At 38.1% G+C, this 25,234-nt stretch carries 16 protein-coding genes; 12 read left to right on the top strand and 4 right to left on the bottom strand.

Annotated features, from left to right (window positions below):
• The first annotated feature begins 6 nt into the window (after nt 1-6).
• From KO521_RS17985 to KO521_RS17975, 3 genes are all read left to right on the top strand, one after another.
• Nucleotides 7-2,475, top strand: a complete 2,469-nt coding sequence (locus KO521_RS17985) for a ligase-associated DNA damage response DEXH box helicase (RefSeq protein ID WP_215941287.1) — start codon at nt 7-9, stop codon at nt 2,473-2,475.
• A 15-nt stretch (nt 2,476-2,490) separates the two neighbouring features.
• A complete protein-coding gene (gene pdeM / locus KO521_RS17980) occupies nt 2,491-3,159 on the top strand; it encodes a ligase-associated DNA damage response endonuclease PdeM (RefSeq protein ID WP_215941286.1) in 669 nt (222 codons plus the stop codon).
• Nucleotides 3,160-3,232: 73 nt separating this feature from the next.
• A complete protein-coding gene (locus tag KO521_RS17975; protein WP_215941285.1) occupies nt 3,233-4,036 on the top strand; it encodes a tryptophan-rich sensory protein in 804 nt (267 codons plus the stop codon).
• 17 nt (nt 4,037-4,053) lie between these two features.
• Here the strand turns inward: KO521_RS17975 and KO521_RS17970 are convergent, their stop codons facing one another.
• Entirely contained in the window at nt 4,054-5,403 is a 1,350-nt protein-coding gene (locus KO521_RS17970) for a dihydrolipoyl dehydrogenase family protein (protein WP_215941284.1), read from the bottom strand.
• Between the two features lie 284 nt (nt 5,404-5,687).
• On the opposite strand from KO521_RS17970, the gene mfd reads away from it, so the two are divergent.
• From mfd to KO521_RS17950, 4 genes are all read left to right on the top strand, one after another.
• A complete protein-coding gene (gene mfd, locus KO521_RS17965; RefSeq protein WP_215941283.1) occupies nt 5,688-9,092 on the top strand; it encodes a transcription-repair coupling factor in 3,405 nt (1,134 codons plus the stop codon).
• An 89-nt stretch (nt 9,093-9,181) separates the two neighbouring features.
• Complete coding sequence (locus KO521_RS17960) at nt 9,182-10,474, top strand: acetylxylan esterase (RefSeq protein ID WP_215941282.1); 1,293 nt, start codon at nt 9,182-9,184, stop codon at nt 10,472-10,474.
• 50 nt (nt 10,475-10,524) lie between these two features.
• Nucleotides 10,525-12,450 carry a CocE/NonD family hydrolase gene (locus KO521_RS17955; RefSeq protein ID WP_215941281.1) on the top strand — a complete coding sequence of 642 codons (1,926 nt, stop codon included), beginning with the start codon at nt 10,525-10,527 and terminating at the stop codon, nt 12,448-12,450.
• Between the two features lie 52 nt (nt 12,451-12,502).
• On the top strand, nt 12,503-13,822 hold the full coding sequence (locus tag KO521_RS17950; RefSeq protein ID WP_215941280.1) for a TlpA family protein disulfide reductase: 1,320 nt from the start codon (nt 12,503-12,505) through the stop codon (nt 13,820-13,822).
• 4 nt (nt 13,823-13,826) lie between these two features.
• On the opposite strand, the gene KO521_RS17945 is transcribed toward KO521_RS17950, so the two are convergent.
• Complete coding sequence (locus tag KO521_RS17945; RefSeq protein ID WP_038236035.1) at nt 13,827-14,486, bottom strand: aspartate kinase; 660 nt, start codon at nt 14,484-14,486, stop codon at nt 13,827-13,829.
• Between the two features lie 150 nt (nt 14,487-14,636).
• Entirely contained in the window at nt 14,637-14,996 is a 360-nt protein-coding gene (locus KO521_RS17940) for a YraN family protein (RefSeq protein WP_215941279.1), read from the bottom strand.
• 196 nt (nt 14,997-15,192) lie between these two features.
• Between KO521_RS17940 and KO521_RS17935 the strand changes: the two genes are divergently transcribed.
• Nucleotides 15,193-16,686 (top strand): DUF1800 domain-containing protein, encoded by a 1,494-nt coding sequence (locus tag KO521_RS17935; protein WP_215941278.1) that lies wholly within the window; start codon nt 15,193-15,195, stop codon nt 16,684-16,686.
• 10 nt (nt 16,687-16,696) lie between these two features.
• Nucleotides 16,697-18,409 (top strand): DUF1501 domain-containing protein, encoded by a 1,713-nt coding sequence (locus tag KO521_RS17930; RefSeq protein ID WP_215941277.1) that lies wholly within the window; start codon nt 16,697-16,699, stop codon nt 18,407-18,409.
• 82 nt (nt 18,410-18,491) lie between these two features.
• Here KO521_RS17930 and KO521_RS17925 read toward each other — a convergent pair whose 3' ends face one another.
• Nucleotides 18,492-18,668, bottom strand: a complete 177-nt coding sequence (locus tag KO521_RS17925) for a hypothetical protein (protein WP_215941276.1) — start codon at nt 18,666-18,668, stop codon at nt 18,492-18,494.
• 204 nt (nt 18,669-18,872) lie between these two features.
• On the opposite strand from KO521_RS17925, the gene metG reads away from it, so the two are divergent.
• The 3 genes from metG to KO521_RS17910 all read left to right on the top strand — a co-directional run bounded on the left by metG (nt 18,873) and on the right by KO521_RS17910 (nt 25,152).
• Nucleotides 18,873-20,951 (top strand): methionine--tRNA ligase, encoded by a 2,079-nt coding sequence (gene metG, locus KO521_RS17920; protein ID WP_215941275.1) that lies wholly within the window; start codon nt 18,873-18,875, stop codon nt 20,949-20,951.
• A 97-nt stretch (nt 20,952-21,048) separates the two neighbouring features.
• On the top strand, nt 21,049-22,968 hold the full coding sequence (locus KO521_RS17915; protein ID WP_215941274.1) for a hypothetical protein: 1,920 nt from the start codon (nt 21,049-21,051) through the stop codon (nt 22,966-22,968).
• A 57-nt stretch (nt 22,969-23,025) separates the two neighbouring features.
• Complete coding sequence (locus KO521_RS17910; protein ID WP_215941273.1) at nt 23,026-25,152, top strand: Tex family protein; 2,127 nt, start codon at nt 23,026-23,028, stop codon at nt 25,150-25,152.
• The last annotated feature ends 82 nt before the right edge of the window (nt 25,153-25,234 follow it).

Raw genomic sequence — 25,234 nt, 5'->3', positions numbered from 1 at the left:
TGAAACATGAATAGAGAAGAGCTATACGATATTGCCCTGAATTGGTTTCAACAACAAAACTGGAAACCTTTTAAGTTTCAGAAAGACACTTGGAAGGCTTTCCTTCAAGGTAAAAACGGACTATTGAACGCGCCAACCGGAAGCGGAAAGACCTATGCCCTTTGGTTCCCTATTGTTCTGAACTATATTAAACAAAACCCTCAATACAAAACAAAGCACAAAAAAGGACTTAAAGCAATCTGGATTACTCCTTTACGTGCCCTTTCCCAAGAAATACGGCAATCTGCGGAACGGGTCACAGCAGATCTAGAAACACAAATGACCGTTGGTATCCGTACCGGAGATACTACTACAAAAGAACGGGCAGGGCAAAAAAAGCAAATGCCGGACTTGCTCATTACTACTCCTGAAAGTCTGCAATTGTTACTAGCGACCAAGGGCTATGATAAAATCTTTAAGGATTGTTCCGCTATTGTGGTTGATGAATGGCATGAACTGTTGGGTACCAAGAGAGGCGTTCAGATGGAACTTGCCCTATCAAGACTAAAAACAGTATCCAAAGAGCTTCGTATTTGGGGTATTTCTGCAACCATCGGTAACTTGGAACAGGCAAGAGATGTACTCCTTGGCCCAGAAACCCAAGCCTTACAAGATTCGGTCATGATAAGGGCCAACATTAAAAAGAAGATAACCGTAAAAAGTATTATCCCTAAAAAGATGGAGACTTTCCCGTGGAGAGGACATTTGGGATTACACTTACTGGAAGATGTTGTACCTATTATCAATAACAGCAAAACCACCTTACTTTTTACCAATACCCGCAGCCAATGCGAAATCTGGTTTCAAAAAATTCTTGAAAAGCACCCTGAGTTTGCAGGCGATATGGCCATGCACCACGGCAGCATTAATAAAGACACACGTAACTGGGTGGAGAATGCCATTAGGAACGAAGAGTTGAAAGCCGTAGTCTGTACCTCTAGTTTAGATTTAGGAGTAGATTTTGCTCCTGTAGAAACGGTTGTCCAGATTGGTGGACCAAAGGGTGTGGCGCGTTTTTTACAAAGGGCAGGACGTAGTGGACACCGCCCTGGAGAAGAAAGTGTTATTCATTTTCTGCCCACCCACGCCATAGAACTTATTGAGGCTTCCGCACTACAGAAAGCAGTGAAACAAAATGCCGTAGAAGACCGGATGCCTTACCTAAATTGTTATGATGTACTCCTACAATATTTGACAACTCTTGCAATTTCCGATGGATTCTATCCCAACGAAATCTACAAAGAAATAAGTCAGACATTTTGTTATCAAACCTTGACTAGGGACCAATGGCAATGGCTATTGAACTTTTTGGTTATGGGTAGTCAAAGTCTTCAAACCTACGATGAATATAAAAAAGTAGAGGTTGAAGAAGATGGGAAATTTAAAGTCACCAATCGCGGGGTAGCCATGCGCCATCGGTTTCAGATAGGGACTATTGTAGGGGATGTCAACCTAACCGTTCGTTATCAAAAGGGAGGGTATATAGGCTCTATAGAAGAGTTTTTTGTATCCAAGTTGAACAGAGGCGATGTTTTCACGTTTGCGGGCAGGAATCTTGAATTCATTAGAATAAAGGACATGCAAGTACACGTTCGGAACTCCAATAAAAAGACCAATAAAATTTCTAGCTGGTCCGGTAGCCGTATGACCTTATCTGCGCAAATGTCTAAATTATTACGAGAAGAATTATACAGTTCCTCGGAAGACAAAAAATACCAATCCGTAGAAATACGATCTTTGGCTCATATTTTTGAACGTCAGAGACGGGAAAGCATTGTACCATATCCCAATGAATTCCTAATCGAAACCTTTAAAACACGTGAAGGTTACCATCACATATTTTACCCGTTCGAAGGTAGGTTTGTTCATGAGGCTATGGGAAGCCTTTTAGGATATCGTATTAGCTTGCTATCGCCCATAACCTTTTCACTAGCGTTTAACGATTATGGTTTTGAACTACTGTCCGATCAAGAAATAGATATGCAACAAGTCATTGATAATGATTTGTTCACTGCCGAATATCTTTTAGATGATTTACAAAAAAGCCTGAATGCCACGGAAATGGCACGTCGTAAATTTCGTGATATTGCAATTATTAGTGGTATGGTCTTTACTGGCTATCCCAACAAGGGCATAAAGATGAAACACCTACAGAGCAATTCCCAATTACTTTTTGAGGTTTTCAGAGATTACGAGCCTGAAAACCTACTCTTTCAACAAGCTTTTACCGAAACCTTTCAACATCAGTTAGAAGAAGGCCGTTTACGACTTTCCCTAGAACGTATTGCTCAACAAGAAATCGTTTGGAAACCTTGTAAGAAAGCTACTCCATTTGCATTTCCATTAATTACTGATCGCTTAAGCCGCGAAAAATTATCCAGTGAAAAATTAGCCGATCGTATAAAGCGTATGTCCGCGTTATTGATGAAAAAGTAGATACCTTTGGCATTAATGAGCACTTTAGAAACTAAAGTTAATAATCAACATTTTATTATGCATCCTTCCGGAGTTTTGTTTTGGAAGGAAAAATCGATGCTATTGATTAGTGATGTGCACTTAGGAAAGATTTCACACTTTAGGAAATTTGGCGCGGCGGTGCCTCAAGCTGCGATTCAGAAGAATTTTGAATTAATGGATGTTGCGGTCAATTTTTTTCAACCTGAGGTCCTTGTTTTCATGGGTGACTTGTTTCATTCTTCACTCAATAAAGAATGGCAGCTTTTTGAAGCATGGGCAAGTACCATTACCTCGGACATTATTCTTGTTGCCGGAAACCATGATATTATTTCTCCGCTTAAATATGAAAAGCTGGGCATACGGGTAGTTTCGGAAATACAGCTAGATGGTTTTCTTTTGACCCATCATCCGGAAGAACGCGAAGGATTCTTCAATTTTTCCGGCCATATTCACCCCGCAGTTCGTTTGCAAGGTATGGGAAGGCAATCTCTACGCCTATCCTGTTTCTTTAAATCTGAAAATCAGTTGATTTTACCGGCTTTTGGGACCTTTACCGGCACTTATACTCTAGAACCGAAAGCGAACAATGAAGTATTTGCTGTTACCCAAGAAGAAGTGTTCCAAGTGCAAATGAAGGAAACAAAACGCAGAAGAAGGTATTAAACCAGTCCATTTTATATCAATTCGCATCAATCGTACTGTTTTTGCTATCGTAATTTTGTAAAAAATAAACCTTATGAAAAAGAGACTGGCCCTACTTAACCTGTTATCCGTTCTTTTCGTTATCGGAATCAATTATATTTCTCAAATGTACCGTTTGAACAATACGACTATTGGAGAAATAAGCGGCAGATATGACAATCTCTTTACACCTGCACCCTATGCTTTTTCTATCTGGGGAATCATATTCCTGGGCCTTTTAGCTTATGCTATTTTTCAGGTGAAACGTGCATTTTTTAGCACGAAGAAAAGTGAGTTTATTGAACAGACCGGTTATTGGTTTATTATTGCTAACCTCCTGAACTCCGCTTGGGTCCTAGCATTTGTTTTTGACTACACAGGATTATCCGTATTGATAATGCTGGGAATTTTAATTGCACTCATAAAAATAATTACAAACACCCATATGGAAAAATGGGACGCTCCTATTGAAATCATAGCCTTGGTATGGTGGCCCATTTGCCTTTACAGCGGATGGATTACCGTAGCCACAATCGCCAATATTTCGGCATATTTGACCAAGTTAGGTTGGAACGGAGCTCCACTTTCAGAAGTCTCATGGACTATAATTCTCATAGCCATTGCAGCAGGAATAAACCTTGCTATTACATGGACCCGTAACATGAGGGAATTCGCACTCGTTGGCGTATGGGCCTTGGTCGCTATTTTTATTCGACATAAAGATGATTTTAAAGTTGTTGCCTATTCTGCCCTTGCTGCGGGAGTTGTTCTTTTCGTTTCCTCTATGGCGCATGCTATGCGAAACCGCGAAACCAATCCAGGACAAAAATTAAAGGAACGATTGCAGGGAGACCAATAAGGACAATCATAAATGGTCTAAACCATAGACTTTATATCATTGCTCCATGATGGATAGGTAAAAATAGTCTGCTTTATTTGTTTGGCGGTCATACCTTGGTTTATGGCCATAGTAAATAAATTAATGGTTTCTCCGGCATCTGGCCCTATTAAATGGGCTCCTACTATTATTCCTGTTCGTTCGTTCAAAATAATTTTATAGGCATATACAGGTGCATTAATTCGTTTGGCATTGAACCACTCTGTAGCCGATTCAAAATTCACTACCACATTTTTGTATCTACTCTTAGCTTCTTCCTCAGAATACCCTACTGATGCTAAATTAGGTAGCGTATATACCACTGACGGCGTAACGGGAACTTGTAATTTTTTCTTATTCCCTTCAATTATATTATTTGCCACCACATTACCTTCCCTCCCAGAAAGTGGTGTTAACGGTAATCCTTTATCGGACACGTCACCACAGGCATAAACATTCTTATTGCTTGTACTCTGTAAGAAATTGTTGGTATCAATACCATTATCGGCAAAAGTAACATTCCCTTTTTCTAGGTGTAATTTAGAAATTGCGGGTACTCTTCCTGCCGTATTAAAAACCGTCTTTGTTACAATGCTCTCGGTCTTACCCTTTTTCTCGTACGTTAATTTAAAATTTTTAGTGCCCTTTTTTACCCCTGTGATTTTTGCTCCGAAAATAAAATCGATACCAAGTTCTTTTGAATAGGCCGTCAGCTCTTTTACCAAATCAGCATCAAAAGCTTTTAACGGTCTTTTTCCAGAATCGATTAGGGTAACCTTTGCCCCCGCTCTAGCAGCAATATGGGCAAATTCCATTCCTACGTACCCCGCTCCAATAAAAGTGATGTTTTTAGGTAATTTTTTCTGGTTTAGAAAATCATCGCTCGTTTTTAAATGTTTACTACCCTTAATACTTAACTCACGCGGCTCATAACCTGTAGCGATTACAATTTTACCTGCCTGAATAGTCTTCCCTTCTACGGAAAGTGTATTCTCATTTATAAATTTTGGAGATTGATGAAACATATCAATACCCAGGCTTTTTATTTTTTTCTCCGTAGATTTTGGAACCGCTTGGGTAAAATCCTTTTTAAAGGCCATAAGTGTTTTCCAATTTAGTTCAGGATTTTTCTTAATACCCTTTCCAAAAAGGTTCTTGCTAGCTTCCAAAGCTTCTGTGGCACCCAATAATACTTTTTTAGGATCACAACCCCTATTGGCGCAGGTTCCTCCATATTCTCTTTTGTCCGATATACCTACTTTAAGACCGGATTCAGCACAAGCCTTTGCAACGGTTTGTCCAGCAACTCCACTGCCAATAACAAATACATCATATTTTTGTTCCTTCATCTTGGGATATTATTTGAGCAATAAAATTCCAATTCTTAGACGGAATAAGTGCGTCCTTCCCATTCAATTATTAACGCTACTAGATTAACGTAACTATTTTTTTGAATCAATAATCCTATATCGCACAAAAAAGCGATTAATCGGACACAAAAACCTAAAAGGAGTTCGCTACCTTTACAATCTCAAAATTCTAAGGATTTGGATGTATTTTCAAGTCAAGGTATTATCATCTTGGGCGGATTGGTCAAAACCTATTTCGTTTGAGTTCTTAAAAAATATAACGGTTGACGCAATCTTCTATTCAACAACTGTTTTCTCAGTCTTCGCAAACTCGAAAACTGCAGGATACTATTGCCCAAAAATTTCCGGCAAACGCAGATAAAAATCGAATTACCGAACAAGCAATTGTTTTAAAAGGGCTTACTGGTTCCTCTTTATCTTTTGTTTTTTCCGATATGTTCAAAAATGCCGATAGGCCCTTTCTGCTCATTTTTAATGATAAGGAAGAAGCGGCTTACTATCTAAATGATTTGGAACAAATTGTTGGAGAGAAAGATGTGCTTTTTTACCCCGGAAGTTATCGCAGGCCTTATCAAATTGAGGAAACGGACAATGCCAATGTACTATTGCGTGCCGAAGTGCTAAACCGCATTAACTCACGCAAAAAACCTGCAATAATTGTTACTTATCCTGATGCCTTATTTGAAAAGGTGGTTACCCGCCGTGAGCTTGAAAAAAATACGCTCAAAGTAAAATTGAACGATACTATTTCACTCGATTTTCTTAATGAGGTCCTTTTTGAATACAAGTTCAAACGAGTTGATTTTGTTACCGAACCTGGTGAATTTTCCGTCCGTGGCGGTATCGTAGATGTGTTCTCATTCTCTAATGACGAGCCCTATCGTATTGAGTTTTTTGGTGATGAAGTTGATAGCATCCGTACGTTTGACGTAGATACCCAGCTCTCTACAAACAAAGTGAACAAGATTAATGTTATACCCAATGTAGCGAATAAATTTTTAGAGGAAAAAAGGCAGAACTTTTTAGAGTATGTCTCTTCTGACACTATCATCTTTGCTAAAAACACGGATTATATTTTTGACCGTTTGGATGATTTCTTCGGAAAAGCTGTTGAGACTTTTTCTAAGTTGTCCAAAGACATCAAGCATGTAGAGCCCGAAGCTCTTTTCATGAATTCGGAGAGTTTTAGGAAGCAATTGAGGGCTTTCGCCCTAATGACAACTGAGGCTTCTACGACGCAAGATTTTATGAACGGTGCAAGTACCATTCAGTTCAATACACATCCCCAGCCATCTTTCAATAAAAAATTCGATTTACTAATCGAAAACTTAAACGCATACAAAGCGCGAGGGTACACCAATTATATTTTCTGTGCCAGTGAACAGCAGGCAAAACGTTTTCATGCCATTTTTGAAGAAGTAAATGAGCAGGTAGACTATCAAACAATTGTAACTCCTATTTATCAAGGTTTTATTGATGACGACCAAAAGGTGGTCTGCTATACAGACCACCAAGTTTTTGAGCGCTATCATAAATTCAACCTAAAAAATGGCTACGCTAAAAAACAAGCTATTACCCTTAAAGAGCTAAATAAGCTTGAAATTGGTGATTACGTGACCCATATAGACCACGGAATTGGAAAATTTGGTGGACTCCAGAAAATTGATGTAGAAGGCAAAAAGCAAGAAGCCATTAAATTGATGTATGGTGAGCGCGATATTCTTTACGTAAGTATTCACTCGCTTCATAAAATATCCAAGTTCAACGGCAAAGATGGTGCAGTTCCCAAGATTTTTAAATTAGGTTCCGCAGCTTGGAAAAAGCTAAAACAGAAAACCAAGACCAGAGTCAAAAAAATCGCTTTTGACCTGATTAAAATCTACGCCAAACGCCGGCTTGAAAAAGGGTTTCAGTACGACCCTGATAGCTATTTGCAAACCGAACTGGAAGCTTCGTTCATTTACGAAGACACCCCAGACCAAAGTAAGGCTACCGAAGATTTTAAAAAGGACATGGAAAGTGAACGCCCTATGGACCGTCTTATTTGCGGTGATGTAGGTTTTGGCAAGACTGAAGTTGCTATTCGTGCCGCTTTTAAAGCCGTGGATAACGGCAAGCAAGTAGCAGTTTTGGTCCCTACAACAATTCTAGCGTTTCAGCACCACCGCACATTTAGCGAAAGGCTAAAAGAAATGCCGGTAACTGTTGATTACCTTAACCGTTTTAGGACTGCGAAGGAACGCAGGGAAACCTTAGAAAAGCTGGAAGCCGGACAAGTAGATATCATTATAGGCACACACCAGCTGGTAAACAAAAATGTAAAATTTAAAGACCTTGGATTGCTCATTGTTGATGAGGAGCAAAAATTTGGGGTTGCCGTAAAAGATAAATTAAAGTCCATAAAAGAGAATGTAGATGTTCTTACATTAACGGCAACGCCTATACCTAGAACACTGCAATTCAGCTTAATGGCCGCCCGTGATCTTTCGGTAATAAAAACGCCTCCACCAAACCGCTACCCCATTGAAAGTAGGGTAATTCGTTTTGGCGAAGAAACCATTCGTGATGCCGTTAGCTATGAAATACAGCGCGGCGGTCAAGTATTCTTTATCCATAACCGCATTGAAAACATCAAAGAGGTTGCGGGTATGATCCAACGTTTGGTACCCGACGCTAAAGTAGGTATTGGTCACGGTCAAATGGATGGTAAAAAGTTAGAAACACTTATGCTCTCTTTTATGAACGGAGAGTTTGATGTACTGGTTTCCACAACAATCATTGAAAGCGGTTTGGATGTAACCAATGCAAACACCATCTTCATCAATAATGCTAACAATTTTGGACTGTCAGACCTTCACCAAATGCGTGGTCGTGTGGGTCGTAGCAATAAAAAAGCCTTCTGCTATTTCATTACACCACCTTATGAATCTATGACCACCGAAGCCAGAAAACGTATTGAAGCTTTAGCTCAATTTACGGAGCTGGGTAGTGGCTTTAATATTGCGATGAAAGATTTAGAGATTCGTGGTGCCGGAGATTTGCTTGGTGGCGAACAAAGTGGGTTTATTAACGAAATTGGTTTTGAGACCTATCAGAAAATTTTAGGGGAAGCCATAGACGAGCTGAAAGAAAATGAATTCAAAGACCTCTACGAAGAAGTAGAAGGTCACAAGGAGAAAGTCTTTGTTAAAGAAACTCAACTAGATTCTGACTTCCAATTGCTATTCCCTGATGATTATATTAACAATATTACCGAGCGTCTAACCCTCTATACGGACCTCAACGAAATTACGAACGAAGAAAATCTTCAGAAATTTGAAGCTCAATTAATTGACCGTTTTGGGGAGATTCCTGCGGAGGCAGAAGACTTGCTTAATTCGGTGCGCATCAAATGGATTGCAAACAGCATAGGTATTGAAAAGGTTGTAATGAAAAAAGGCAAACTAATTGGTTACTTTATTTCAGACCAGCAATCTCCTTTTTACCAAAGTGCCATTTTTACCAGGGTTTTACAGTTTGTTCAAAGTCATCCTCAGCATTGTAAAATCAAAGAAAAACAAACTAGAAACGGACTTAGATTATTATTGGTATTTGAGAGAATTACATCTGTAGAAAAAGCAATAAAAGCCATGGCTCCTTTAGAGGAAATCGTAGAACCGGTTTCATAAATGGTTTTTATTCAACTATATTAGTTTCAGCTAAAATGCTATCTGTCTTTTAGCTGAAACCTTTTGTTGACCAAACAATACACATTACAATGAAACTGAAAACCTGCTTTGGCCTAGCGGCTACCATTCTTCTGTGCTTAAATCTAAGTGCTCAACCCAGCAAAGAACTCGTAAATGTGCTTGTAACGCCCAATCATACCGATTGGACGTACAATGTTGGCGAACGATCGGAATTTTCTATCACAGTTTTGCGCAATAACGTTCCTTTGGAAAACATTACTATTAAGTATACTATTGAAACCGACCCTGGTTACCGTTCCATAAAAATTTGGGACGAAGGAAAATTGACTCTCAAAAATGGCGTTGCAAAAGTAAAATCAGATAAATTTAATAAACCTGGTTTTCTTCGCTGTACTGCAAAAGTTATTGTAGATGGCAAAGAATATAGTTCCTACGCAACAGCTGGCTTTTCACCCGAAAAAATAAAAGTCACTACCACATTACCTTCTGATTTTGAAGCTTTTTGGAACAAAGGAAAAGAAGAACTGGCGGCTATACCCATGAATCCGGTTATGACCCTTATGCCTGAGCGATGTACGGACAAGGTAGATGTCTATCACGTACGATTAGACAACATAAAAGGAAAAATCTACGGCATTCTTTGCACCCCAAAAAAAGAAGGGAAATACCCTGCTATCCTTCACGTTCCTGGAGCTGGTATTCGCCCATATTACGGAGAAGTAGATGAAGCCGCACAAGGATTTGTCACTTTTACAATTGGCATTCACGGAATACCAGTAAATCTTGACCAACAGATTTATGATGATTTAAAAGCGGGTGCCTTGAGTAACTACAATACCATTAATTTAGACGATAAGGAAAATGCATACTACCACAGAGTATACCTAGGCTGCATTCGTGCTGTTGATTTTCTGGAAAGCGTTTCCAATTTTAATGGTGAGGATATAGCCGTTACTGGCGGAAGCCAAGGTGGAGCACTTTCTATTGTAACCGCAGGTATAGATGACCGCATAGATTATCTAGCTGCATTTTACCCAGCTTTGAGTGATCTCACAGGTTTTTTACATGGCCGTGCCGGAGGTTGGCCACAGCTATTTATTGACGATTTCACTAATAAACCAGAGAAAATAGCGGTATCAAAGTACTATGCTGTAGCTAATTTTTCACGCTTTGTTAAAGCGGAAGGTTGGTACAGCTGGGGCTATAATGATAATGTTTGTCCGCCTGCCTCTACTTATGCCGCTTACAACCTAATTCCCGCTAAAAAAGAACTTCATGTTTTTCAAGAAACCCGTCATTGGACCTTTCCTGAGCAACACGAACTAAAAAATGAATGGCTTTTTTCAAAGTTAAGGAACTAGTTCAAAACCGGGCAAATTCCTATCTTTAAACACACTGAAAACACACTACTATGAAATATAGGTTTTTACTAGTCCTCCTTGTAGTCATGAGTGCTTTGTCTTTACAAGCACAAAATGCAGATTCACTTTACTTAAGACAACATTACGATTTAAAAGAATATCGCATTCCTATGCGTGATGGCGCTGAACTTTTTACAGCGGTTTACACCCCGAAGGACAAATCTAAAGACTATCCTATTTTATTGAACCGTACGTGTTATAATGCTAGTAAATACTCTAACTATAACTACAGTAGCTATCCGTCAAAGTATTTGATTGAAGATGGCTATATCTTGGCTTTTCAAGATGTTCGTGGAAGATATATGTCCGATGGTGAATTTGATAACATGCGTCCTAACATTCCCGGAAACAATCGCAGGAACAAAAAAGATATTGATGAGAGTTCAGATACCTATGACACCATAGACTGGATGATAAAAAAAATTAAAGGGAACAATGGCCGCGTAGGAATGTACGGTATTTCGTATCCAGGACATTATACAGCCGCAGGGATGATTGATGCGCATCCCGCATTAAAAGCATCTTCTCCCCAGGCACCCATTGCCGATTTTTTCTTTGATGATTTTCACCACCAAGGGGCGTACTTAGAAAGTTACACTGCTGCTTTTGCCGTTTTCGGTTACCAAAAAGACAGCCTTACGAGAGACCCTTGGTATATGGACAAGTTGATGCGTTTTTATGGCAATCCTGCTCCAGATGCCTATGAATTCTTTTTAAAGCTTGGCCCTCTAAAGAACATCACTAAAAACTATCATCAAGACAACTTTTTTTGGAACCAAATTGTAGACCATCCTAACTATGATGAATTCTGGCAAAAAAGAAACATTCTTCCGCATTTAAAAGATATTGACCATGCCGTTATGACCGTTGGTGGTTGGTTTGATGCAGAAGATCTTTATGGTCCTTTAAACATATACAAAACTGTTGAAGCTACAAGTCCAAAAGCAAAGAACAGTATTGTTATGGGACCTTGGGACCATGGTGCATGGGCTCGTGAAAAAGGAAAGACTATTCACAACCATATTTATTTTGGAGATAGCATTTCCTCCTTTTTTCTCAAAAATATTGAACGTAAGTTTTTTGCTCACCATTTAAAAGAAGACGGACCGGACACGCTTCCAGAAGCTTACATGTTTGACACAGGCACCAAAAAATGGGAAACTTTTGATGCATGGCCTCCTAAGGAAATTGAATCTATAAGTCTTTATTTTGGTCAAAACGGACAATTGAGCATCAATAAGCCTGTTGATGAAAAAGCTGTATTTGAGTATACCAGCGATCCACATAAACCTGTTCCGTACACCTCCCAAGTAGAAGGATTGACTTTCACTCCTAGAAGATACATGTCAGACGACCAAAGAGAAGCTTCCAGACGCCCTGATGTACTCACTTTTAAAACCGAACCTCTGGAGGATAATAGAGTTTTAGCCGGCGAAATAATGGCCAAACTTAAAGTGGCCATGACGGGAACAGATGGTGATTTTATTGTAAAATTAATTGATGTTTACCCAGATGACCATGAAAGTTATGAGCATAACCCTGACAACATTATTATGGGCGGTTACCAACAATTGGTTCGTGCCGAAGTTTTTAGGGGCCGATTCAGAAACAGTTTTGAGAAACCGGAGCCCTTTGTTCCTGGCAAACCAACCGATGTGAATTTCAGATTACAGGACATACTGCATACGTTTAAAAAGGGTCATCGTATTATGATACAGATTCACAGTACTTGGTTTCCGTATATTGACAGAAACCCACAAAAGTATGTAGATAATATCTATAAAGCCGATGAAGAAGATTTTATTAAATCTACTATTCAGGTATTTGGGTCTTCGTCCGTAGAAGTAGGAGGAACGCAAGATTGCTGTGTACCTGAACCATTTCGTGCTAAGAATGAAAATGCTATAAAAGATTAGGGTTTCGCCTAAAACCGATACTTTTGCAGTATTATTTAGGAGCTTTTATATTATGAAAAAATATCTTGTTGTATTCATATTGCTTTTTGCCTTTTGTGCACAGGCCCAACATACCATTTCCGGGACATTTTCGCCTGCAGACAAATACAAATTTTTATTGGCCTATAGGTTAAAGCCCGGTTCACAATCTTTCATTGCCAATACCACCATTAAGGATGGTAAATTTTCATTGAACATACCTGAGAATGCAAAGGCTGGTATGTATCGGTTAGTATATGCGGTTCCTCAAGATGAGTTTTATTTTGATGTCATTTACAATGGAAAAGAAGATGTTGAGTTAGCTTTTGATGCTACTCAGGGCGTTTCCTTTATTTCATCCGAAGAAAATAAAATAATGACATCATATTTTCAGAACATAGGTTCTTTGGTGTCACAATTGGTCAACTTTTACATTGAAGGGAATTCGGATAAAAATGAATTTAGAGAATGTGCAGATCAACTAAGATCAACCCAAAAAGCATACGAGAAACAATCAGAAAACCTAATGGTTCAAAATTTTATTTTTGCCAATAGACCCTATATCCCATCTAATTTTGAATCGGTTCAAGATTATATCAATCATAAGAAAGAACATTATTTTGATCACTTAAAAGTTGACAATAGCGTTTTACAAGCTTCAGACTTTTTAACCGATAAATTAAAAAACTACGTTTTTACCGCTTTGCCGGCAGAACCTGTGTCTTCCGAAGAAACTGAAAAACTAATTCAGGCAAATATTAAAAAGGTAAACAACAAACTATCTCCAGTAGCAGATGCTTATAAATTTGATGTGTTTTATAATTTATGGAAAATGAGTATTAATGGTGGATTGAACGAAACCACAGATTTTATTTATGACAGCTATTTAAAATCTCTTGCTACTTCTTCTAACGACCCTAATAAAGCTCAAGAGTTAGCCTCTCAACATCGTTTGCGAATTGGAGCAAAGGCACCGGAATTGGAATGGAAAACAGGTAATAAGCAAAACAAACTTAGTGCCCTGAACGGTTTTGAAAACTATCTCCTTGTTTTCTGGAGCAGTACATGTTCCCATTGTTTAAAAGAACTTCCTGAACTCCACAAAGAGTTAAATAAATATAACAACATAAAAGTTATTGCTGTAGGCTTAGAAGACAATGAGGATACATGGATACCGGAATCTGCAAAATTACCAAACTTTGAACATGCCATTGCATTAGGAAGGTGGGAAAGCAAATACGCCAGAACCTATGACATACGCCAGACCCCAACATATTTTCTATTAGATTCCGATAAGCGAATCATAGCCAAACCGGAAAACGATAAAGAAGTTATAGAACTACTTAGAAAGTAATTGCTTAAAGGGTTTTTAAATCTTTTATGGTCTTGAATGCTACATCTACTTGTTTGTCATCCACAAGAATAGTAAACTCATTGGTTGTTGAAATTACTTCGTAAAGAACAATTCCTTCCCAAGCTAAACGCTGAAAAATGAAGTAATAAATTCCTGGAACCGATACATTTTCAGCAGGTAGTTTTACCGTTATAGACGATAGGTTCATTGCTTTCTGAGTACACTTTTCATTTTTAAAAAGCTCTTCTACTGTACCATCCAAACTATTGCTTACTACAATATTCAATTCATTTACCCCTCGTGAAGACGTATAGAAAACATCCTTGTTCTTATTAACCTCTTCAAGCAGTTGGGTTTGGTTCTCTAGAATAGATTCTGAAACTAAAAAAGTGAAATCCGTGAGTGATGAACGTACCGTTATCTCTCCAATATTCTTTAAAACCTTGATAATCTTATGAGTGGCCCTAAACTCTAAATCATCAGATAGACGTTTCAATGCCATTACGATTGCCCCGTTACGAATATCCTTTCCTAACTCATTCTCAATTTCAGGTTTTACTATTCTAGAAAGTGAAGTTAAATTAATAATGCCTTGTGCCAGCGCACTTTGCAAAAAAGGCTTCTTTTTAATGTACTGTTCAACTACGGACGAAATCGTTTTCATGGGTTCATAAGTATTGATTGCTGAGCAAAAATAACATATTGTTATAAATAAAACAAATTGTGTATAATTATCTTTATGTGAATTTTGACGAGTGCTTTGTTTCACCCTATTAACGGGCGTATCAGGAAGATAAAAAATTTTAAAGAGCACTTAAAAATGATAAAATGCGCTTTCTAAATGCTCAATTTTGAAGATTTTACTGTTCTTTAAAATCGTAATAACATCAAAACGAACCTCTAAATCAAGGTCGTTATCAGTTATGTAATGATCCGCAGCAGAAACTAAAAGCTTTATTTTTTTTGGTGTTATGGTCTCCGCAATAGGAATAATCTGGTCATTGCTCCGTGCACGTACCTCAACTATAACCAACATATCCCCATTTTGAGCAATAATATCTATTTCGGCTTTTAGGTAACGGTAGTTCTTATAGAGAATATCATACCCTTTTTTGATTAGAAAGTCCGCTGCTAATTTCTCTCCTTCTTTACCAAATTCATTGTGTTTACCCATATAAATGCTACTAAGTCTTAATAAAACGTGTACTTCATCGAAAAAGCTCGCAAAGCAACATCAAAAATTGAATTGCTATCGTAAATCAGTCAACAGTATGTCGAAAATACCAGAAAACACATACTATCCAAAATCTTTGTGCGTTAAGAACTAGCCCCAAACACATGAAACGGTTCTTTTAAAGCCTACGAAAATTATGGAATATTTTGTTAACTGTAATACGGCGCCTTTGGCACCGTATACTACTCCCTTAGACAGAAATAGGGCTGCCCATCTGTACAGAAGACTTGGATTTAGTGCCTCCGTTGAAACTATTGATCAAGCCGTTGGTTCTACTGCAGAAACGGTAGTAAGTGCTCTTATGTCCCAAGCCCTAGGTGCTCCGCTAATACCAAAACCCGTATGGGCAGATTGGAACGGTAGCAACTATCCTGAAGATAACAGCGAAAGAAATCAGTTAAGACGTACACAAGAAGATGACTTTAGCATAGCTTACGCCAAGAACTTGCTGAATAACAATCTTCGTGATCGGATGAGCTTTTTTTGGAGCAATCATTTTGTTACAGAATTGGATATTTACGAATGTACCCCGTTTCTTTACTACTACGTTAATTGTCTACAACGTAATGCCCTTGGTAACTTTAAAACGTTTGTTAGTGAAATTGGGCTTACTGATGCCATGTTGTATTACCTAGATGGTGTTTATAACAATGGGCACAACCCAAATGAAAACTATGCTCGTGAACTATATGAGCTTTTTACCCTTGGGGAAGGAAATAACTACACAGAAGAAGATGTCATAGAAACCGCCCGTGCGCTTTCAGGTTATGTTGAGCGTGGCGAACTAGGTTGTGAAAAGGTCTCTTTTGACCCTGAAAGACATGATACGGATAGTAAGACCATTCTAGGCCAAACAGGAAACTGGGGCTATGATGATGTTATCAACATTTTGTTTGAACAACGCTCTACAGAAATAGCAGGTTTTATCTGCAGAAAATTATATGAGTTTTTCGTACACCCGGATTCTAATGACAATGCGGGTAATGCCCAGCTTATAATCTCTGGCATGGCAGCAACTTTTATTGCCAATGATTTTGAGATTGCCCCGGTACTTTCAGAATTGTTTAAAAGCCAACATTTTTTTGATGACGAGGCCATTGGTGTAATCATTAAAAGCCCATATGATTTCTATTTCAACTTATTAAAAGAAAGTAGTTTTGGTTATGATGACACTACCATAGCCAGTCTTATAAACTATAGTGGACTCCTAAGCCAACGAATGTTCGACCCTTTTGATGTGGCAGGCTGGCAACGAAACCGTTCTTGGATAAATACCAATTTTATGATTGGCCGGTGGTTGACCATAGAAACCATTATGGAAGAATTCTTTAATGCAGACGATGAGCAATTTAGAACTTTAGGTCTTTCGTTGGCAGGGAATGACGGACTTACAAGTAACGACCCAGATACTATAGCCAACCATATTATAGATTTTATTCTTCCGAAAGGTTTACTTGATGCATCTGAATATGATAAGGCATATACCATCTTCAGAGGCGATGTTCCTTCTCAATATTATGAAGGAGGTAGTACGCCAACATGGACTTTATACGGAGCTATGGAAGCACCAACCCAAGTCTATCTTCTCTTACAATATCTAATTAGACAACCAGAATTTCAACTAAAGTAAACCTACTACTATGTGCGATACCCACCACACAGATCCCCATAAAGGGCTAGAACACGATGGCCACGATCAAGAACACAAATCTTGGAGCAGACGTTCATTTTTACAAGCACTCGGAATTGCCGGTTCCGGCTCCATGATGCTAGGCAGTAATATGCTTACTGCTTCTGCACCATCTCCATTAACGGCCGCAATAGCCAATGCAGAATCAGATAAAATCCTTATTCTAATTAGGCTCTCGGGCGGTAATGATGGGCTTAGTACGGTAATTCCTATTGAGCAATTTGATTCATATGCTAACGCAAGACCGAATATATATATTCCTGAGAGTAAAGTTCTAAAACTTACAGATGAGTATGGAATACCTTCATACATGAAATCTTTGGAACCTAGATGGGCCGAAGGTCAATTTAAAGCGGTTCATGGTGTTGGTTACGAAGGTCAAAGTCTATCCCACTTTACAGGCTCGGACGTTTTTGCCAATACAGATTTAACCTCAACAGGTTTCAGCGGACTAGATACAGGTTGGATGGGAAGACATTTTGAAGAATGTTACCCAGATTATTTAGTATCACCCCCACCTGCTCCGGCAGCTATTCAAATTGGTCAGTTTGGAAGCTTGGTTTTTCAGGGTGATGAAACAAATTATGCTTTTGTAACCTCTAATGTAGAGCAGTTAGAAGAAATAGCGGAATCTGGTGTGCGTTACGGTCTAGAACAAGAACTATTCAACGATTGTATGTATGGCGACCAACTAAAATTTTTAAGAGGAGTTGCCAATACTACCTATGAATATTCCGGTGTAATTCATGATGCTTGGTCGCGAGGGACCAACCAAGTGGAATATCAAAAAAATAGTTTTGCCAAACAATTGGCATTATTGGCCCGTTTAATAAAAGGAAATTTAGGTACTAAGGTGTATATGATTTCTATGAATGGGTTTGACACACATGGTAACCAGCCATTGGCCCATGAACGTTTAATGAGCAATCTATCCATAGCAATCGATAATTTTTATGAAGATCTAGCATATACTGAACAAGATGACAATGTGCTTAGTATGACGTTCTCAGAGTTCGGGAGACGTATTTTTGAAAACGGATCCAACGGTACCGATCATGGTAAAGCAGCGCCAACCTTATTTTTTGGACCAGGTTTGCAGGGCAGCGCTTTTGTAGGGGAACACCCTACATTGGACAATCCCGATGGAAGAGGAAACCTAGAATATACTATGGATTTTAGAGATTTATACGCTACGGTTTTGGCAGAATGGCTCTGTGTACCCATCCCTTTAGTTGAACAACATTTATTAGGACATACTTATGCACCGGTCAATCTTGGTTTTAACTGTAGCGGAACCGATTTTCCCGATATTGTCTATAGCGATGGTGAACCAACAATACCAACGTCACCAGATGGCGGATTGACGGAGAAACCTGTTGTACCGAACAGCGAGCAGCTAAACTCCATTGTTCACAAACCGTTCTATCCATCTGAGAATTCACCCCATATCTATTTAGAAATGCCGGTAACGGCCCATGTAGATATTCAGCTTTTTAATATTATAGGACAAAAAGTAGGTACCTTAAGTAATACCATCATGTCCGAAGGGGTGAACGAAATAAATATTAAAGAAAGCTTACCCGGGCATTTGGCTGCTGGTAAATATATCTATCGCATTCAAGTGCAACAGCATAAAATGAGTAAATCGGTGATGGTGGCATAAACTTGCTTATTATTTCCATAAAAAAACCTTCGCCAATGAAATAATCATAGCGAAGGTTTTTTCTTGCTTAACAATCTTATCCTTAGGTCAATTTAGACTTATCATTTTTAGTTTTGAACGATAGTTCTTTTGTAATACGCGAAGATTTGTTTTTATATAATCGGGCTACATCGTCTTTTACTTCATTATTTACAGCTGTTTCGACACCGTTTTTAATCTTTTCTAATCCTTTGAAGTTCTTGGGGATTCCTGCACTCATGGTTTATCTGTTTTAAATTAATGGTTAAATAAGGGGCTACTATATTAAACAGTAGGAATACAAAATTCGTATACATTTCCGTTGAACTGCAAAAGAAGTATTAACTCACTGACAACCATTCGTTTAACTTTCACGTATCCTATCAGAAATCCACTTGTGAAATGCAGTCCAAAATCAGTACTTTTGCACCTTAATTTACAATCAATGGCCGAAAAGCTTACACACCCAGAGAGATATACAATTACAGCCGCATTACCTTATACAAATGGCCCCATACATATTGGCCATTTGGCCGGCGTTTATGTGCCCGCAGATATTTATGCGCGATACTTACGCTTAAATGGTAACGATGTTGCTTTTGTATGCGGAAGTGATGAGCACGGTGTAGCTATTTCAATGAAAGCCAAAAAAGAAGGTATTACACCCCAGGAGGTCATTGATAAGTATGATGGTATTATTCGTAAATCTTTTAAAGATTTTGGTATAACTTTTAACAACTACTCTAGAACTTCAAGAGAAATTCATCATAAAACGGCTTCTGATTTTTTCGTAAAGCTATATGAGCAAGGTGATTTTATTGAAGAAACTACAGCTCAATTATATGATGAGGAAGCCAAACAATTCTTGGCAGACCGTTTTGTAGTAGGTACCTGTCCTAAATGCGGATATGAAGAGGCTTATGGTGATCAGTGTGAAAACTGTGGCTCTACATTGAACGCTACGGATTTGATTAATCCGAAATCTACTATTACCGGTACTGTTCCTACAACCAAAGAAACCAAACATTGGTTTCTACCTTTGGATAGATATGAAGATTTTCTAAAGGAATGGATTTTAGAAGGACATAAATCCGACTGGAAACCTAACGTATACGGACAATGTAAAAGCTGGATCGATGATGGACTAAAACCACGTGCTGTAACTAGAGATTTAGACTGGGGTATTCCTGTACCTGTAGAAGGTGGTGAAGGCAAAGTACTATACGTTTGGTTTGATGCGCCTATTGGCTATATCTCTTCTACCAAAGAATGGGCTGAGCGTGAAGGAAAAGACTGGGAGCCGTATTGGAAAGATGAAAAAACGAAGCTTGTTCATTTTATAGGTAAAGATAATATTGTTTTTCACTGTATTATTTTCCCCGCTATCTTAAAAGCACATGGCGATTATATCTTGCCGGAAAACGTTCCTGCCAATGAGTTTTTGAACTTAGAAGGCAACAAGCTTTCCACATCAAAGAATTGGGCGGTTTGGTTACATGAATATTTAGAGGAGTTCCCGGATATGCAAGATGTACTTAGATACACTTTAACCGCGAATGCTCCTGAAACCAAGGATAATGATTTCACCTGGAAAGATTTTCAGGCGAGGAACAACAATGAATTGGTTGCCATTCTCGGAAACTTTATTAACCGCGTAGTAGTCTTGACGAACAAATATTACGAAGGTATTGTTCCGTCTCCATCTGAATTTTCTGAAGTAGATAAGGAAACGTTGGAGCAGCTTCAAAAATATCCTAAAATCATTTCCAATTCCATTGAACGGTATCGTTTTAGGGAAGCAGGTCAAGAATTGATGAACTTGGCTCGTTTAGGAAATAAATATCTGGCAGATGAAGAACCTTGGAAGGTAATTAAACAAGACGAAGAGCGTGTAAAAACAATTATGTTCGTCGCACTTCAAATAGCCTCTGCGCTATCTGTTTTGAGTGAACCTTTCTTACCGTTTACTTCTGAGAAACTTAAGAATATTTTGGCAGTTGGTGCAGGTGAAGCTGAAACCTCTTGGGCAGAAGTTTCCACCAAGGACGTATTAATCCCCGCCAATCATAAAATAAATAAGGCCGAGCTGCTCTTTAGAAAAATTGAGGACAGTGAAATACAGGCCCAATTAGACAAACTTGAAGCCACAAAAAAGGCCAACGAAAACGCGAATAAAAAACTTATGCCACAGAAAGATACTATCAATTTTGATGATTTTACAAAACTAGATATGCGTGTAGGCACCATTTTGGAAGCCGAAAAAATGCCTAAAACCAAGAAGTTATTGGTTCTAAAAGTGGACACTGGTTTGGACACACGTACTGTTGTTTCAGGTATTGCAGAGAGTTTTACACCAGAAGAAATAATTGGCAAAAAAGTTACCGTTCTTATCAACCTAGCTCCTAGGGCATTGCGTGGTGTTGAAAGCGAAGGCATGATTTTAATGACCGAAAACGCAGATGGTAAGTTAGTTTTTGTAAACCCAGATGAAGATAGTGTTGGTAATGGGGAAGGGATAAGTTAAATAACAGTTTCTATATTTTTTAAAAATTAGTGATTTCATGTTGCAAATACTTTATAAAATTTAAGTATTTTCCCGCAACTTTAACACTAATGAAATTATGAAAAATCTTTATTACCTTCTCTTAGTCCTCGTTTTCTTTGGTTGCTCATCTAAAGACGATGGTCCTGAATCAGCACCAACTGAACCAGAAAACAAAACAGCGAAAGTTAATATTGATAAATTAGTTGGCACTACTTCGGAAAATGGAGGAAAAGCAACTTTCACGTTCACGTTGTCAACTACGCCTTTGAATGATGTTACCATACCAATTTCAGGATATGATGATACCGAGGGAGAAGGTCCATCCTCGATTACCTTAACTCCTGAAAATTGGCAAACCGGTGTAACTTTGACTATCGAAGGTATTAATGATGACGAATTTGATGGAAATGTAACTTACACTTTGGTAACAGGTTCAATTAATTCCACAGACCCTGATTATAATCCTATTAAAGGTGAGGCTATAGATGATTTGTCCATTACAAATTCTGGTGATGATCTCAAAACCTCAATAGACAAAGAAAGTAAAATCGATAATGGTGGTGGCTTCAAAAACAATTCTTCTCCTAGAAATCACTTCTATACATTTGTAAACAATACGCCAAATACGAGAATTAGTATTATTGTAAAAGCAAAGTCCGAAGATGCCAAAGTAGATATTATGCTTTTTAAAGGCGAAAATTATAATTCTACACTAGAAAGTGATAAGAGTTACAAATCAACAGAGGACTCCATTGAACATTTACTTACAGAAACCGGAACTTATACTGTAGTTATAACGGCTGAAAAAGAGATTGAAACATCCTACTCCTTAAGTTTCTTGGCTAACCAAGAAATAAAAGAATTAACACCTACAGTAAATAGTGTTGAAACAGTTAGTGGAGTGTGGGAAAACGCGGGGGGTTATGATAATTATCTATCCCCAAGTAATAGAATGTTCAACTTTGAGGTCACTAAAGAGAATACCTATGTTGATATTTTATTAAATTCCGACAGTCAAGATGTTAAAGGAAAAATTATTGTTCTAAAAGATAATAATGGAGAATATGCACAAGTAACTTCCTCATTAAACTATGACGTAAAGAAGGAAATTTCAGAGTTTCTTATTACCGAGCCAGGTAATTACTCAATTGTTGCTACGGCCGCCGAATATGGGAATGGGGGATTTTCTCTTCAACTATTTGGAATGAATAATTCAATTAGTACTATAACTGCAGAAAAAACCGATGTTCTCACTCAAGAAGGAAATTTTGAGCCTAGTGGTGGTGGTATAATGACTCCTTACTCTCCTTTGGGAAAGGCGTATAAATTCAGTACCGTGAACGATAACACCATCATAGACATTGTTGCGGAGTCGAATAATAGCGAAGCCTCGCTTAATTACTATCTTTATAAGCTAACACAAGGAGAGAAAAAGCTAGTCTTTCAGGCTACCAAAACAAGACTAACTGTAAAGCCAAAAATGTCAACCTTTTCCAAAATTTTACCGGAAATGGGAGATTACGAACTTGTAGTCACTTCCGAAACAGAAAGTACTGGAACTTTTGAAGTAACCTTAAGCAGTAAACCTGAAAGCGTTGTGAATTTTGTTGAAATACCCAGTATTACATTTAAGCAAAATAGCGTATTAGAAATAGATGGGGATGTTTTTGACCCTTATAATGACAAAGCAGAAGTTTGGGAATTTAATACATTAAAACCAAATACCTATTTAGATATTCTTATTGATACTTATAGCGATACAGTAAAAGCAAACTTTTACATCTTTAAAGTTGAAGGCTCAGAAAAAAAACAAATATTAAGAAAATGGGGTTCTCGCCTTTCTTTAAAATCTAAATCAGAAGAGAGAGCCTTTCTTTTAGATAAGATAGGTACATATCAAATTATAATAACGACGGAAGAAGATAGTTCTGGTAATTATGATATTTCAATTTCATCAAGAACAGGTTACATCTCAAATCCTGAAAAAGTAAACTAGTATTGGTTGTAGCGGATTAAGAATTCGAAAGCAGCCACCTGGTCAACAATACTATTTATGCAATTAGTTTCTTACATCAAAAAAAACACTCAACTCCCTCAAAAGAGTATTGAGAATACAGTAGAACTTCTTAACCAAGATTGTACCGTCCCTTTTATTTCGCGCTATAGAAAAGAGATAACAGGTAATTTAGACGAGGTTCAGGTTGGAGCCATCGTGCAATTTAAAACTCAGTTTGAAACACTAGAAAAGCGAAAGACTGCAGTTCTAAAGGTTATAGAAGAGCAAAACGGATTAAATGATGAGCTTCGGCTTAAAATTCAACAGACCGATGACCTTGTTACGCTTGAGGATTTATACCTGCCATTCAAGAAAAAACGAAAGACCAAAGCAGAAACCGCTCGTAAAAATGGATTAGAGCCTCTAGCTAAAATGATTATGGCTCAAAACCATAATGATATTGAAGCGGCTGCCAACCAATATACCAATGGTGAAGTTGCCAATACGGATGAAGCTTTAGAAGGTGCTAGGCATATTATTGCAGAATGGATTAACGAGCGTATATCTATAAGAAACCAGGTACGAAACCAATTAGAGCGCAGTGCACTAATTATAACAAAAGTTATCTCAGCCAAGAAAGCAGATGAGAAAGCACAGAAATTTAGAGATTATTTTGATTGGAGCGAAGCTTTAAAACGATGTCCTTCGCATAGATTGTTGGCTATTTTACGTGCCGAAAACGAAGGTTTTATTCGCGTAAAAATAGAAATTGATTCTGATGAGATGCTTAGGCGTATTGAAGACCGGGTTATAAAATCCAATAATTCCTGTACGCCTCATATTGAATTGGCTATTGCGGATGCATACAAGCGTTTGCTTTATCCTTCATTATCGAATGAAATCCTCAAAAACGCAAAAGAAAAAGCAGATGATGATGCCATTATGGTATTTTCTAAAAACTTGAAACAACTCCTTTTGGGAGCTCCTTTAGGTGAAAAACGGATTTTAGCAATAGACCCAGGTTTCCGATCAGGCTGTAAAGTAGTTTGCTTGAGCGCACAAGGAGATTTAGAACACAACGAAAACATATATCCGCATGCCCCGCAGAACAAGGATACCGAAGCCATAAAAAAAATAAGTTCGCTTTGTGACGCGTATAAAATAGAAGCTATTGCCATTGGTAATGGAACGGCATCCCGTGAAACCGAACAATTGGTAAAACGTATTCATTTTAAAAATCCTATTGAAGTTTTTGTAGTAAGTGAGGCGGGAGCATCCATTTATTCCGCTTCAAAAATAGCCCGTGATGAATTCCCCAATTACGATGTAACCGTACGAGGTTCTGTTTCTATAGGAAGACGACTAGCCGATCCATTGGCAGAGCTCGTGAAAATAGACGCCAAATCTATTGGTGTAGGACAATATCAGCATGATGTGGACCAAAGTAAGCTTCAGAATTCATTAGACACTGTGGTAGAAAGTTGTGTGAATTCCGTTGGTGTAAATATCAATACCGCAAGTGTACCGCTACTGAGTTATGTATCCGGCATTGGCCCGAAATTGGCAGAAAATATTGTAACCTACCGAAATGAAAATGGAGCTTTTACAAGCCGTACTGAAATTAAAAAAGTAGCCCGCCTTGGTGGTAAAGCTTTTGAACAAGGAGCAGCTTTTCTTCGTATAAAAGATGCTAAAAATCCATTGGATGACTCTGCGGTTCACCCGGAAAGTTATGCTATAGTTAAAAAAATAGCCAAGGACAAAGGTATTCCGCTTACAGAATTAATAGGAAACAGTAGTGCTTTAAAAAGCGTAAAACTAGAGTCCTATTGCACGGAAACCATAGGTTTACCTACTCTTAAAGATATTATAGAGGAACTTGAAAAGCCAGGTCTTGACCGTCGTGAGAAAGCCAAGGTTTTCACTTTCAATCAAAATATAAAATCCATTACGGATTTACAGGAAGGTCAACTATTACCTGGTATCGTTAATAACATTACCAACTTTGGGTGTTTTGTTGATATTGGAATTAAAGAAAGTGGTCTTATTCATGTATCAAACTTATCGGATACATTCGTAAAGGATGTGAACGAACATGTGCATCTACAACAACAAATAATCGTAAAAGTATTATCTGTTGATATTCCTAGAAAACGCATTCAGTTGGCCTTGCACAAAGGATAAATATATTGCCTAAGAATAGCTGCAGAACTTCCAAAACATTCCAACTCTATTCTACTAAAACAAAAATCAATAAAACAAAAGC

It is taken from the genome of Zobellia uliginosa (assembly GCF_018860745.1).
Taxonomy (GTDB): domain Bacteria; phylum Bacteroidota; class Bacteroidia; order Flavobacteriales; family Flavobacteriaceae; genus Zobellia; species Zobellia uliginosa_B.
This window is presented reverse-complemented; position numbering and strand designations above follow the sequence as displayed.